The sequence below is a fragment of the Deefgea piscis genome (genome assembly GCF_013284055.1).
Classification (GTDB): Bacteria; Pseudomonadota; Gammaproteobacteria; order Burkholderiales; family Chitinibacteraceae; genus Deefgea; species Deefgea piscis.
The window spans coordinates 2,333,361-2,347,135 of record NZ_CP054143.1; the positions used below are offsets into that span (position 1 = coordinate 2,333,361).

General features: G+C 49.7%; 14 protein-coding genes. 7 read left to right on the plus strand and 7 right to left on the minus strand.

The features are described from left to right. Positions 1-27 precede the first annotated feature (27 nt). The 4 genes from HQN60_RS10895 to HQN60_RS10910 all read right to left on the minus strand — a co-directional run bounded on the left by HQN60_RS10895 (position 28) and on the right by HQN60_RS10910 (position 3,353). On the minus strand, positions 28-369 hold the full coding sequence (locus HQN60_RS10895; RefSeq protein WP_173533668.1) for an anti-sigma regulatory factor: 342 nt from the start codon (positions 367-369) through the stop codon (positions 28-30). Positions 370-430: 61 nt separating this feature from the next. Next, positions 431-799, minus strand: coding sequence for an STAS domain-containing protein (locus tag HQN60_RS10900; protein ID WP_173533669.1), 369 nt, complete (start codon positions 797-799; stop codon positions 431-433). Then, the gene (locus tag HQN60_RS10905; protein ID WP_173533670.1) at positions 799-1,686 is read right to left on the minus strand and encodes a protoglobin domain-containing protein; all 888 of its coding nucleotides are present in this window, start codon (positions 1,684-1,686) and stop codon (positions 799-801) included. Before HQN60_RS10905 ends, HQN60_RS10900 begins: the two co-directional genes overlap by 1 nt. 248 nt (positions 1,687-1,934) lie before the next feature. Beyond that, positions 1,935-3,353: a cryptochrome/photolyase family protein gene (locus HQN60_RS10910; protein WP_173533671.1), complete on the minus strand. Its 1,419-nt coding sequence runs from the start codon at positions 3,351-3,353 to the stop codon at positions 1,935-1,937. 211 nt (positions 3,354-3,564) lie between these two features. Between HQN60_RS10910 and HQN60_RS10915 the strand changes: the two genes are divergently transcribed. The 7 genes from HQN60_RS10915 (at position 3,565) to HQN60_RS10945 (ending at position 9,839) form a co-directional block, all read left to right on the plus strand. Then, complete coding sequence (locus HQN60_RS10915) at positions 3,565-3,942, plus strand: GntR family transcriptional regulator (protein WP_173533672.1); 378 nt, start codon at positions 3,565-3,567, stop codon at positions 3,940-3,942. Next, a complete protein-coding gene (locus tag HQN60_RS10920) occupies positions 3,935-4,831 on the plus strand; it encodes an ABC transporter ATP-binding protein (protein WP_173533673.1) in 897 nt (298 codons plus the stop codon). The genes HQN60_RS10915 and HQN60_RS10920 overlap by 8 nt, the downstream gene beginning before the upstream one ends. Beyond that, on the plus strand, positions 4,828-6,189 hold the full coding sequence (locus HQN60_RS10925; RefSeq protein WP_173533674.1) for a hypothetical protein: 1,362 nt from the start codon (positions 4,828-4,830) through the stop codon (positions 6,187-6,189). The genes HQN60_RS10920 and HQN60_RS10925 overlap by 4 nt, the downstream gene beginning before the upstream one ends. A gap of 159 nt (positions 6,190-6,348) precedes the next feature. Continuing rightward, positions 6,349-6,903, plus strand: coding sequence for a YqgE/AlgH family protein (locus HQN60_RS10930; protein ID WP_254456618.1), 555 nt, complete (start codon positions 6,349-6,351; stop codon positions 6,901-6,903). Beyond that, positions 6,900-7,316 carry a Holliday junction resolvase RuvX gene (gene ruvX / locus HQN60_RS10935; protein WP_173533676.1) on the plus strand — a complete coding sequence of 139 codons (417 nt, stop codon included), beginning with the start codon at positions 6,900-6,902 and terminating at the stop codon, positions 7,314-7,316. Before HQN60_RS10930 ends, ruvX begins: the two co-directional genes overlap by 4 nt. Before the next feature lie 137 nt (positions 7,317-7,453). Next, entirely contained in the window at positions 7,454-8,416 is a 963-nt protein-coding gene (locus tag HQN60_RS10940; RefSeq protein ID WP_173533677.1) for an aspartate carbamoyltransferase catalytic subunit, read from the plus strand. Between the two features lie 151 nt (positions 8,417-8,567). Next, entirely contained in the window at positions 8,568-9,839 is a 1,272-nt protein-coding gene (locus tag HQN60_RS10945; protein ID WP_173533678.1) for a dihydroorotase, read from the plus strand. A 103-nt stretch (positions 9,840-9,942) separates the two neighbouring features. On the opposite strand, the gene mltA is transcribed toward HQN60_RS10945, so the two are convergent. The 3 genes from mltA to HQN60_RS10960 are packed head-to-tail and all read right to left on the minus strand — an operon-like array spanning position 9,943 to position 13,698. After that, positions 9,943-11,157, minus strand: a complete 1,215-nt coding sequence (gene mltA / locus HQN60_RS10950) for a murein transglycosylase A (RefSeq protein WP_173533679.1) — start codon at positions 11,155-11,157, stop codon at positions 9,943-9,945. Positions 11,158-11,168: 11 nt separating this feature from the next. Beyond that, the gene (locus tag HQN60_RS10955; RefSeq protein WP_173533680.1) at positions 11,169-11,420 is read right to left on the minus strand and encodes a PhaM family polyhydroxyalkanoate granule multifunctional regulatory protein; all 252 of its coding nucleotides are present in this window, start codon (positions 11,418-11,420) and stop codon (positions 11,169-11,171) included. Beyond that, entirely contained in the window at positions 11,413-13,698 is a 2,286-nt protein-coding gene (locus HQN60_RS10960; protein ID WP_173533681.1) for an NADP-dependent malic enzyme, read from the minus strand. Before HQN60_RS10960 ends, HQN60_RS10955 begins: the two co-directional genes overlap by 8 nt. Between the last annotated feature and the right edge of the window lie 77 nt (positions 13,699-13,775).

The window sequence follows — 13,775 nt, forward strand, 5'->3', positions numbered from 1 at the left end:
GTTATTTCATTTGTTTTTGGCGCTGATTTAGTAATCATTAATCCATTTCTTTACGCGTATTCGGGTGCCGTGATTTATTTTTGATTGGATTTCAAATTCATCGACCATGCGTTTGACGCCGGGTAAGCCTAGTCCTAGCGTACCTTTGCTACTGAAATGGTCTTGCATCGCTTGCTCAATATTGGCAATCCCCGGGCCATGGTCTTCGGCAATAATTTCAATGCTGCAATTATTTTGGTAATGAATATAAACCTCACCATATTGCGCATATTTAATAATGTTCATGGCTAATTCAGAAATACATGTGGCAATTTGGGTGGCTAATCCGGTGTCGCTATAGCGTGACATGACTTCGGAATAAGTGAGCATGACAGCCCCCCTGACATCATCCTCGTTATTAATGTCAAAGCGCTCGCAAGGAAATTCCTTTTTAGCGTCCATCGAGTAACTCCAGCGCTTGTGCCACGCTGTTGGCACCTTGAATTGCATTGAGTGCGACATTGAGCGCGCATAAGCCCGCAATAATGCCGGGGCGTAAACCAACAACAATCGTTTTAGCGCCAATCAGTTTGAGCATATGCGTGGTGTTGACAATCTGAACAAAGCTTTCACCATCTAAAATGGTGATGCCTGAAACATCCAGCAATACGCCTCTGGCACCATATTTAATGGTCAAATTCAGTAGATCTTCTCGCAGCCATTGCAGCAAGATCGTATCGGGATCAAGTTGAATTGAGGCATACACGGCACCGGATACCATCGAGACCGGGATGCGCCGTTCTTCATTGGCAAAGTCCATTAGGTGACCGTACGACCAATGATTTTAAACGCTTGCTCTAGCGCATCACGCAGCGTGGCGGTTGAGTTCACCTCATCGACATTGATGCCAAGATTCACAATGGTTTGAGCAATGGCCGGCGAAATCCCTGAGATCAGGCTGGTACAGCCCATTAATCCCGTTGATTTGGTGATTTTAAATAAATGGTTGGCCACCGCCGAATCAACCACCGCCACGCCAGAAATATCCATAATGAAAACTTTGGCGCGGGTTTCACCAATGCGCGACAAAATGGTCATCATGATGTCTTGCGCGCGCTTAGAGTCGATGATGCCAACCACCGGCAGCATTAAAATGTCTTGCCAGATTTGTGTGACGGGGGTTGACATTTCCATCAGCGCTTTACTTTGCTTACTGATGCGCTCATTGATCAGGCGAGAATAGGTTTCAACGACAATCGTGATGTCAAAGTGCATGAGCTTGGTGAGCGCACTAATGGCCGAGCTGTACTCTTCGCTATACAGACCGCCATCGTAGAGTTTTTTAGTGAAAATAATAAATGACACATTCATTGCGGCAAAATAGCTGGGTAATGACAGGCCAACGCGGGCGTGGACTTCACCAATTTTTCGCCGCTCTTGCACATAAGTGTCATCAACACGGGCATTAAAAAAACTCCGCCAATAGTTGATTTGCTCGCTGCGCGCACGACCCATCACTTCAGGGTTGCTAAATAACACCTGGTATTCAGGCAGCTCAGCAATCCACTCGTAAAAAATCACCGCGTATTCTTCCAGTTTGGGGCTGATGATCGCGCCATACTTACGAACCATGACTAAATCGCTTTCGTCAAGATCATGCATTTTCATCAGGCCTGACGTTTTCATTTCTCTAAGATCAGTTTGCATGAGCTTAACCCTTTGTTTGGCTGACAGTATGGTTGCCATTGGTTTGGTATAGCAGACACGCTAAGCGCAAGCAATCCGATCCCTTGGCAAATCAATGACGTTTGTCGGCCAAGAAATCGAGGGTGGCGGCAATCGGGCCGATGAACTCGACGGGCGTGGGGGATAGAAGGGAGGGGCAAATCAACACGCCGCTTCGAGTCAGTCAATAATGGCTGGCGGCGTGTCTCAGGTGGGACTAATTGCTGATGTTAGTGATTTTGATACAGCGCGAGTGCCGCAGCGCGTTGCTCGGCATGGTCAACAATCGGTGGGAAATAATCAGTCTGCTCTAAGAAGCTCACAAACAATGCGCCGCGCCGCTCATTGGCAGAAAAAGCCCATGGCGAGTGAATTGCCACATCGGGTAGCTCGGCTAATTCGGGCACATAACGACGAATAAATTGACCGTTAGCATCGAATTTTTCCGATTGCAATACCGGGTTAAAGATGCGGTTATATGGCTGAGCATCGCAACCGGTGGACGCGGCCCATTGCCAGCCACCGTTATTACTAGCTAGATCGTAATCGAGTAAGTGTTCGGCAAAAAATTGCTCGCCCCAGCGCCAGTCAACCAGTAAATCTTTGACCAAAAAGCTGGCGGTAATCATGCGCAATCGATTGTGCATATAACCGGTTTGCGTTAATTGGCGCATTGCGGCGTCGACAATTGGGTAGCCGGTTTCACCGGCGCACCATGCCGCAAATAACTCGGGATGATTCGGGAACGGCAACTGATCGAATTCTGGCTTAAACGTATGCTCAACCACATCCGGCCGATGCCATAAAATTTGCGAATAAAATTCACGCCAGATGAGTTCCGATAACCAAGTTTCTGCGCCAATGCCGCCGTGTTCATGTGCAAAACGCACTAGCTCACGAATCGATACCGTACCAAAGCGGATGTGCGCCGATAGATAAGAAACGCCTTTAATCGCCGGAAAGTCACGAGCATCTTTGTAATCATTAATACGGCGTTTGAAGTCTTCGAATAACTTTTCGCCGCCACTCATGCCTAGCGGTACTTTTAGCTGGGTGAGATTGGTTTTGGCAAAGCCCAGCTCTTTAAGACTCGGGAAGTATTGTGGCTTCAGCGGCTTTAGCTGCTTGATCACGCGATTGACGGGGTAGGCCGCAACGTCTTGATCGCGCAGCGTGGCCAGCCACGTGCGTTTGTACGGCGAAAACACACTATACATGCCGCCGCTTTGCGATAAGATTTGATCTTGTTCAAAAATAACCTGGTCTTTATAGGTATTGAACGCTACGCCTTTTTCTTTAAGGCTTGCAGCTACATACCCATCACGTTCAATCGCTTGTGGCTCGTAATCGCGATTGCAATACACGGCGCTGATGTCAAATTGTTCGACCAGCGCTGGGATTTCCGTCCGAGGGTCGCCATGACGAATGACGAGATCGGTATTGTATTGGCGCAACTCGGTTTTGATTTCTTTAAGCGCTTCCCAAATAAACTCCACCCGGCGGTCTTGTTTAGGAAGATCTTTTAAGATTGTTGTGTCAAAAACAAAAGCCAAAATCACTTGGTCGGCATTTTTTAACGCTTCATACATCGCGTGATGGTCAAATAAGCGCAAATCGCGGCGCAGCCAGACGAGGGCAGTGGTAGTCATATTGATTCCTTTTCGTGGGTATCTGAAGCTAGGCTTTGATAAAAAGCGACTAGATTCATATACCTATTGAATGCAGCGCGCGAAGTGCGAATGGCGTGGGCTGCATTCTGTTGCATTTTTGAATATGCGCATCTTAACACTCTGCGCCTCGCTTGACTGTATATGTGTATTAGTTCAACAATACACGCAAACACCAACCAGCGGATTGCGCATGTTCATCTTAAACCCCGCTTTGCCCACGCCGATATATCGGCAAATCCAAGACCAAGTGCGCCGCTTGATTGCGGGTGGGCAATTACTGCCGGGCACCGCGCTGCCATCGGTGCGCGAGTTGGCCGAAATTCATGCCGTTAATCCCATGACGATTTCCAAAGCCTACAGCCTGCTTGAAGCCGAAGGCTTGTTGGCGCGGCAACGCGGTAAACCAATGACCGTCGCTGAGCACCCGCCGCCGCACATCTTAGCCAGTCTTCAATTACACACGATTTTGCGCGACACCATTACCGCCGCGCGCCAACTGGGATTGAGCGACGCCGAGCTAATCGCCGCCCTCCATGCTGAACTGAATCAGGATCAAGACCATGAATGATCGCAACCCTGCGGTATTAGAAACCTTAGTCACGGCTAAAGATGTCGCTCTTGGTGTCGTCAATTGTGCGGGGCAAACGCTGACGATTATGCCGGGGCAAGTGGTGGGCTTGCTGGGTAAAAACGGCGCGGGCAAAACCACCTTGCTTGATGGCTTGCTGGGCTATACGTTTTTGAACGCAGGGGAGGTGAGCCTATTTGGCCATAAGCCCACCGAATTACCCGCCGATGTTTGTAGCCAAATTGGCTTTGTTGCGCAGCAAGATGATTTGTTGCCGTGGCTCACCGGCAGCGAAATGCTGGCGGCGACGCGACTTTTTTATCCACATTGGAATCATCAATTAGTGGATCGTCTGCTTGATCGTTGGTCGGTGCCAACGTGGCAGAAAGTTAGCGATATGTCGGTCGGCGAGCGGCAAAAGTTGGCGCTGGTCGCTGCCATGGCGCATGAACCCAAGCTGCTGGTGCTGGATGAGCCTGCCGCCAGTTTAGACCAACTGGCACGCCGCGCTTTGATTGGTGAATTGATTGATATTGTCGCCGATGGCGAGCGATCTATTTTGTTATCCAGCCATATTTTCAGCGACATCGAGCGCGTTGCCAGCGAGGTGTGGTTGCTAGAAAAAGGCCGTATCACCTATCAAGGCGGCTTGGATGAACTGAAAGAGTCCGTCGTTCGCTTGCATTTAAGCAGACCGTTGCAAGTGAATGGCAGCTTGGCGCTGACCACCAAGCAGGTGATTCGCACCGAGGTGAATACAGGGCGAGAAACATGGATTATTCGTGGCTGGAATGAAGCGCTGGCTGCCGAATGCGCCGCCCAAATTACGTCGCCGTATCAGGTTGAAGCGCTGGGGCTGGAAGACGCTTTTGTGGAGATCTCGCAATGAGCTTGGGCTATCAAATCTTGGCAAGCTGGCGTGATCCGGCGGTGAAAGCGCAGCGGAAGTGGCTGTTTTTGCAGTTTTGGGGGCGTAGTGTTAATAAGCGAATTGGCTGGTTTTTTGCCTATTTGTTTTTTGCGTGTCTCTGCCTGCTGATGCCAGCGGAGCTGGTTAAGGGGTTTGGCTACTCAATAGGAATGTTGTGCTATATGCATGTACTGAGTACTGCGGAGGTCCTTGTTTCACTGAAAAAATGGCGTTTACGAGCAGCTCAATTACAAATAGTAGCTGCGCAAGCTTTGTTGTTATATGGGGTAGTCTGGTGTGGGCTAGGAGTAATCATTTGGTATCGAACAGCAAATTCAACCATTTTATTTTTACTCAGCTTTCTGTTGTTGCTGATGCTCATGCTGAGTTTAATGCTGCCACAGGCGATTACCAATAAGCACCCTAATCCTTTGCAAGCAGAAATGTTTCAAGTGCAAGGGGGTTTAATTCCATTGGCTCTATCACTTGGATTTATTGTGTTTCCACAATATGAATGGTTGATACGGCAAATATTTATTTTCAGCTCGAGTTGCTTACTGATAGCGGTAATTTGGCAGTTTACGCAATTTGCGCGTCCAAGACAGTTTGCAAATGTTGAGTTAGTAGAAAAGTGTGTAGAAAAGTTAAAACCTAAGTCAAAACACCCGATGTTGTTGCAGCTAGAAATGAATATGGGTGGGGCATTAGATCAAAAAGGGTTGCGTAAAATTTTTGTCTCATCATTTTTGTTTCCATATGCTTTTATATTAGCTTCTCAGCATCTACTGCGAATGCCTACGCTGGATCAATGGGGGGCTGGAGCATTATTTTTAATGTTACTTCCTGGATTTCTTGCCATGTTTGCGTCAGGTCGCCAGCAGTGGTCAGGTTCGTGGTTTACTCGCAGTCATAGTCGCTCGAAGTTATGGCGAGAAGATGAGCAACTTTTTGTTGCGGTATTGTTGTTCAATGCCGTCCTGCATTCCGTGCTGATGTTCATCTTCCGAATTGATAGTTTGACTAATATTTTCAATGGCGCGTTGTTATTCGTGTTTGGTCTGGCCAGCCTGAGATATTTAGTTTTCAGTCTGCAATGGATGTGGCTTTATGGATTAAGTGCAGATGGTCGGGTTTTGCAAACAGGCGCTATGCCAACGTATCTCTCTATATTCCCTATCTTTATCGTGGTGTCGATAATTTGGAATTCAGGTGCTCAGAATCAAATCCATTTAATGATTGCGGTGTTTGCGCTCTTTTCGTTGATTTTGGCTTTTATTTCTTACCGCAAAGCACTGAAAATTGATTTGGGCGCGATTCGGCGCGCGAAACGAAGTTAACTCACGGTGTATTGTTTCCTATGCGTTGATCATAAAGACCTCTGGACTCATACCCATAGGTCTTGATCTTTTTTACTTGAGCCGATGTTGAGTCGTCGCTTAGTCGCAGCGACTTTGTAAAAGCTATGCGATAATTGGGTTATGGAAAACGCCAACACAATGAATCTTTCTCGACACTTCCTGATCGCGATGCCGAATCTGGTCGATCCTATTTTCGCTAAATCACTCACTTATGTGTGTGAACACAATGAAAAAGGCGCGATGGGGGTGATTATGAACCGTCCGCTCGGCATGACGCTGACGACCTTATTTGAACAAATCGATCTGGAAATGCATCGTCCAGATGTGGCGGAATTGCCGGTTCATTTCGGCGGGCCAGTGCAGACCGACCGTGGCTTTGTGTTGCATACCCCATTGGGCGATTGGCAATCTTCTTTAATTATTTCACCCGAAATCGGTTTAACCACGTCAAAAGATATTTTATTGGCGGTGAGCGAAGGCAAGGGGCCAGAAAAACTATTTGTTTCTTTGGGCTTTGCCGGTTGGGAAGCGGGCCAGCTAGAAAAAGAAATCTTTGAGAATTCTTGGCTGACGGTGCCGGTTGAAACGATGCAACAACTGTTTGATATCCCTTCTGAAGAACGCTATGCCGCTGCGCTGGCTTTATTGGGCGTGGATGTGGCGATGTTGTCCAAAGAGATTGGTCACGCATGAGTACGATTTTAGCTTTTGATTTTGGTGAAGTGCGAATCGGCGTGGCCACGGGTTCGACCGAAATCGGCATTGCGACGCCCGTTGAAACCATTGCTTTTGAAGAAAACGATAAAAAATTTGCCCGCATCGAGGCGCTGATTAAAGAATGGCAACCTTCGTTGTTGGTGGTGGGTTTGCCGTGTTATCTCGATGGTACCGAGCATGATATGACACGCATGGCTCGTCGCTTTGCTAATCGCCTGAATGGGCGATTTTCTTTGCCGGTGCATTTGGTCGATGAGCGCTTAAGTAGTGCGGCGGCCAGCTCGGCTTTAAATGAGACGGGCTTAAAAGGTCGTAAACAAAAAACTGCGTTGGATCAAGTGGCGGCGATGCAAATTCTGCAAACTTACTTTGATACACCGCCCGTCTAAAGACGCTAGAAAAAATATTTGCCACAGAGGCAGACAGACACAGAGCAAGCGAAAACTGTGTAGTGGAAATTATGCAGTTCTCTGTGCCTTTGTGCCGCTGTGGTGGGTTTAAAACGAATTTACTTCGCGAGGAAGCTATGTATAACCCGCAACTGAACGCCCAAGGTGAGTTGATTCATTTACTCACCACCGAAGGGCTGCCGCGTCGTGTTTTGACGCAGATTTTGGATAAAGCCGCCGAGTTTGTCTCGGGCGGTGAGCTGGTGAATCAAAAATTCGCCGATTTAGCTGGCACTTCGGTGTTTAACTTGTTTTTTGAAAACTCAACGCGTACCCGTACGACGTTTGAAATCGCGGCCAAACGCCTGTCGGCCGATGTGTCGAGCTTGAATATTCAAGCTTCCAGTACCGCTAAAGGCGAAACGCTGCTCGATACGATTCACAATATTGAAGCGATGGGCGCGAATTTATTCGTTGTTCGCCATTCAGATTCGGGCGCAGCGCATCTGATTGCCAAGCATGTGAAGCCGGGCGTCGCGGTGGTGAATGCTGGCGACGGTCGCCACGCGCATCCAACGCAAGCCATGCTCGATATGTTCACTATTCGCCATTACAAAGGTGACTTTACCAATTTGCGCGTGGCGATTGTGGGCGATGTATTGCATAGCCGCGTGGCGCGCTCGCAAATTCATGCTTTATCGACTTTGGGTTGCCCAGATATTCGTGTCATCGCGCCAAAAACCTTGTTGCCAACGGGTATTGAGCAGCTTGGGGTGCATGTGTATCACGATATGGAAGCAGGCCTGAAAGACGTGGATGTGGTGGCGATGTTGCGCCTACAAAATGAGCGTATGGCTGGGGCGTATCTGCCGTCAACGCAGGAATTCTTTAAAGTCTACGGCCTGACCCAAGAAAAATTGGCATTTGCTAAGCCCGATGCGATTGTGCTGCACCCGGGGCCGATGAATCGCGGCGTTGAGATTGATTCGGCCGTGGCCGATGGTGATCAAGCGGTGATCTTGCCGCAAGTGACGTTTGGTATCGCGGTGCGCATGGCGGTGCTGAGCATCGTGGCGGCCAATCAACGTGAATTGATTTAAGTGGATAAAAAAACATGAACCACAGAGGCACAAAGGCGCAGAGAAAAATCTAAAGTTCATCATTGTGTGGCAGGTCATGCCATTGAATGGGATGAAGTCTCTGTGTCTCTGCGCCTCTGTGGTGAGTTTTTATCGCACGTCGAGGGTGAAAATGAAAAATATTCTGATTAAAAATGGTTGCTTGGTCGATCCGATTGCCGGTACGGAGCAAGTGGCTGATTTGTATTTAGCGGGTGGCAAAATCGCCGCCGTGGGTGCTGCGCCTGCTGGGTTTGTGATTGATGAAACCATTGATGCAACGGGCTTGATCGTGGCTCCGGGTTTGGTTGATTTAGCCGCGCGTTTGCGTGAACCGGGTTTTGAGTACAAAGCAACGCTCAAATCGGAAATGGCGGCGGCCGTTGCCGGTGGCGTAACCAGCGTGGTGTGTCCGCCCGATACGGATCCGGTGCTCGACGAGTCAGGCTTGGTGATGAATTTACGCCAACGGGCTAAAAATCTCGATTTAGCGCGGCTTTATCCGGTTGGCGCGTTAACCGTGGGGCTCAAGGGTAAAGAAATTACCGAAATGGCGATGCTGGATGAGGCCGGTTGCGTAGCGTTTTCGCAAGGCGATGTGCCGATTGCCGACTTGCAAGTGCTGTATCGCGCAATGCAGTATGCGGCTAATTTTGGCTATGAGTTGCGCTTGCGCCCTGAAGAAGCATCGTTGGTCAATGATGGTGTGGCGCACGATGGTCCGTATGCATCTCGCCTCGGGCTGACTGGGATTCCGGTGATTGCTGAAACCATCGCCGTCGCGCAAATTGTGCAATTGATGCGCGCCACCGGTTGCCGCGTGCATTTAGCGCGGATGTCGAGCGCTGCGGGTTTGGATTTGGTTCGCGCAGCGAAAGCGCAAGGGCTGCCACTGACGTGCGACGTGAGCATCAATCACATTCATTTGGCCGATATTGATATTGGCTTCTTTGATAGCCAATACCGTTTTGATCCGCCACTGCGGGCGGTTTCTGATCGCGATGCGATTGTTAAAGCGCTGAACGATGGCACCATTGATGCGATTTGCTCGGATCATTCGCCGGTTGATGATGATGGTAAATTGCTACCGTTTGCGCAAGCTGAACGCGGCGCAACGGGCTTGGAATTATTGCTGCCGCTAACGCTGAAATGGGCTAGCAGCCAGCACATCAGCTTGCCGCAAGCACTGGCAAAAATCTCGTCAATGCCAGCCAAAATGCTCGGTTTTGAAGCGGGTTTAGCCGTTGGCAATCGCGCTGACTTGGTGGTGTTTGACGCCAACGCACATTGGCAAGTGATTCCTGAGCGCCTAAAAAGCCAAGGTAAAAACACGCCATTTATTGGGCATGAAATGCTCGGTAAAGTGAAATATACCTTGGTGAAGGGGAAAGTGGTTTTTGCTTGATAGTTAGGTATGTTGCGATAGGCTATATATAGATAGGCTTATGGTGATATACGGCTATGATGTATACAAGGGCAGCGCGGAGCTGCCCTTTTTGTTGTCTTGATTATTTCGGTAGTGCTTGCCCTTTCGGCCACAGCAGCCACAGGCTACCGCTTTGCTTCATTTCTCCAGCGAGTTCACCTGCTGCGTCGCCCGTTCCCCAAAAGAAATCGGCTCGAACACTGCCGCGAATGGCGCCGCCCGTGTCTTGCGCTGCGACTAAACGATGGATGCCGCCAGCGTTATCGGGCCGTGTGGTGGCGATAAACACCATGCTGCCCAGCGGGACCGTATTCGGGTCGATGGCGATGCTGTAGGCCGCAGTGAGTGGTACGCCGAGCGAGCCGATTGGACCCTCATTGCTGGCCGGTAAAGTGCGGAAAAACACATAGCTTGGATTGCTATTGAGTAATTCATTCACCCGCTTAGGATTGGCTTTGGCCCAAGCGCGAATGGTTTGCATTGAGACTTCGCTGGCCGGCAGCAAGCCTTGTTCAACCAACCAACGCCCGACGGGCTTATACGGGCGACCATTTTGGTCGGCGTAGCCTAAGCGCAATTGTTCACCATTGCTGAGTTGAACGCGCCCAGAGCCTTGAATTTGCAAAAATTGCACGTCCATTGGATCGTTCAGCCAAGCCAATACCGGGGCATTGACACCATTTTTGACAATCTCGGCGCGGTCGGGAAAAGGCACTAGTTTATTGCCGAGCACTTTGCCGCGTAAGCGTTTGCCTTTGAGTTCAGGATAAACGCTATCCAAGGCCACGGTAATCATGTCTCGCGGTGGGCCGTAAACGGCTTGATTGGCGGTATGGGTCTGCGTGAGGCTACCGGCATAGACTGGTTCGTAATACCCAGTAATTAATCCCGTGGTGCTTTGGTCTGGATTTTGTAATTGGTAGGGCGTAAGTCGGGCTTGTAGAAACTGGCGAATAGCCGGTGTCGTTAGCGCTACATTGGCGGCGTCTTGGCAAATCGGCGACCAAATTGGATTTTTTTGTAGCCGAGCGCAGCCATTACGCCATGCCTGAAAACCTTTGATCAGTTCATCTTGTGACCAAGCGGGTAGCGCTTGCCAGCTGCTGGCGACATAGCGCGGTGCGGCGGCTGTTGTGGGGCTGGTGGTTTCTGGGGAGGTGCTTGGTGTTGGGCTAGGTTGCGCTGGCGGTTTGACTGGTGCAGTGCCGCAGGCGGTAAAAAAACTGGCCAGCAACAAGCTGGCCAGTGTGTGCTTTAACGCCAAAGCAGGACGTTTGGCGGGGCGACGTTCAATCATTGTGATCCGTTTTAACTGTGTTCAGGGTTAGGGTCGATATTTTGTTTAAAAGCGGCTAAGCCGGCTTTTTGCATTTCGAGTGTTTTCACCGTCATTTGCAGCATGCCAATTTGCATGCTGAGCCATTGCTCGACGGTTTTACATTCGACAATTTTACGCTCGATTTCTTCTTCGGTCAGCGGTGGAATAAATGGATTACTCGCACCTTGCTTTAACATATTGGCAAAAAAGCCAAAGGGATCGCTTGGATTAAATTCACTCATTATTTTGCTCCTCAGCCATTGCGGCTTCAACAGCTGCCAATGCCGCCATATTAATAATACGGCGAACTGATGCCGTTGGGGTCAAAATATGCACCGGTTTGGCCATGCCCATCAAAATCGGACCAATCGTCACGCCATCGACAGCGGTGGCTTTGAGCAAGTTAAACGAAATATTCGCCGCATCTAAATTCGGCATAATCAGAATATTGGCTTCCCCTTTGAGGCGGGAATTAGGAAATACCTGCGCCCGAATGGCGGTTGAGAGCGCCGCATCACCGTGCATTTCACCGTCGATTTCTAATTCCGGGGCTTGCTCGGTGACAATCCGTAGCGCCTCTTGCATTTTACGCGCTGACGGGCTGTCGTTACTGCCAAAGCTTGAATGGCTCAATAGCGCCGCTTTTGGGGCAATACCAAATTTACGTACCGCTTCAGCCGCCATCATGGTGATTTCAGCCAGTTGTTCGGCGTTAGGGTCGGCATTGACATAGGTGTCGGTGATGAAAATATTGCCCGAATGCAACAGCAAAATATTCATTGCCGCTGTGGTCGAGACGCCCGGTTTTAAGCCCAGCACATTTTTAACGTGCGCCAAGTGATTGTGATACAAACCGTAAGTACCGCAAATCATGGCGTCAGCTTCACCACGTTCGACCATTAAAGCGCCAATGAGCGTCGTTTTGCGGCGTACTTCAGCTTTGGCGAGGTCTTCTGAAACGCCTTTGCGTTGCATGATGCTGTAATACAGCTGCCAATATTCGCGATAGCGCGGGTCATTTTCTGGATTACAAACTTCAAAGTCGATACCAAGGCGAATGCGCAAACCGAGCTTTTCAATTCGTGCCTCAATCACCGGCGGGCGACCGATGAGAATGGGTTGGCATAAGCGCATGTCGAGTAATTCTTGGACGGCATGCAAGGTACGCTCATCTTCGCCTTCACAAAACACCACGCGTTTTTGCGCTTTTTTGGCAGCCATAAATACGGGCCGCATAAAGAGACTCGATTTATAAACAAATTGCGTGAGTTCTTCGATATACGTTGCCCAATCTTCAATCGGGCGCGTGGCGACGCCGCTGTCCATTGCCGCTTTGGCGACAGCGGGGGCGATTTTTACGATTAGACGCGGATCAAACGGCGTTGGGATTAAATACTCTGCGCCAAAAGCCAGTGATTTGCCGCTATAGGCATTGGCAACCACATCGGACAATTCGGCGTGTGCCAGCTCGGCAATGGCGTTCACTGCCGCGTGTTTCATCGCTTCATTAATCGTGGTCGCACCGACATCGAGCGCGCCACGGAAGATAAATGGGAAGCAAAGTACGTTATTAACTTGATTTGGATAGTCCGAGCGACCCGTACAAATAATCGCATCCGGGCGTGCTGCGCGGGCTTCTGGCGGGGTTACTTCAGGATTTGGATTGGCCAGTGCCAAGATCAATGGCGACACGGCCATGGTTTTGAGCATTTCGGCATCAATCGCGCCTGGGCCCGATAGGCCTAAGAAAATATCGGCGCCAACCAGCGCTTGAGCTGGGGTGCGAATGTCCGTGTCGCGCGCGTAACGCTGCTTGGTTTCGTCTAGCGGGCCACGGCCGTTATAAATCACGCCTTTAGAGTCGCAAACAAAGATATTGCTTTTTTGTACGCCCAAAGAAACCAGTAAGTCTAAACACGCAATTGCGGCGGCACCGGCGCCGGAGGCGACTAATTTAACATCAGCGATGTTTTTATTGAGTAAGGCAAGGGCGTTTTTGACGGCAGCGCCGACAATAATTGCCGTGCCATGCTGGTCATCATGAAACACCGGAATATTCATTCGCTCGCGAAGTTTTTTCTCTACATAAAAACATTCGGGCGCTTTAATGTCTTCGAGGTTGATGCCGCCAAAAGTCGGTTCGAGCGAGGCGATGATTTCAATCAGTTTGTCGGGGTCGTTTTCGTCGATTTCAATATCAAAAACGTCGATGCCGGCGAATTTTTTAAACAATACACCTTTGCCTTCCATGACCGGTTTGCCGGCCAAAGGGCCAATATTGCCCAAGCCTAAAACGGCAGTGCCATTGGTAACCACGGCGACTAAATTACCGCGCGCGGTTAAATTGCGCGCTTCGGATGGATCGGCAACGATGGCATCGCAGGCTGCTGCCACGCCGGGTGAATAAGCTAATGCTAAGTCGCGCTGGCTAGCGAGCCCTTTGGTGGGCACCACTTGAATCTTGCCGGGTTTTGGGAAACGGTGATATTCAAGTGCTTTCTTTCTGAGTTCTTCGTCCATGATCTGCCCCTGGTGCGTGTATCGATGTGAGTTGATGCTGGGGGAATATGACGCTGAAAAGTATTAGGGATATTCCC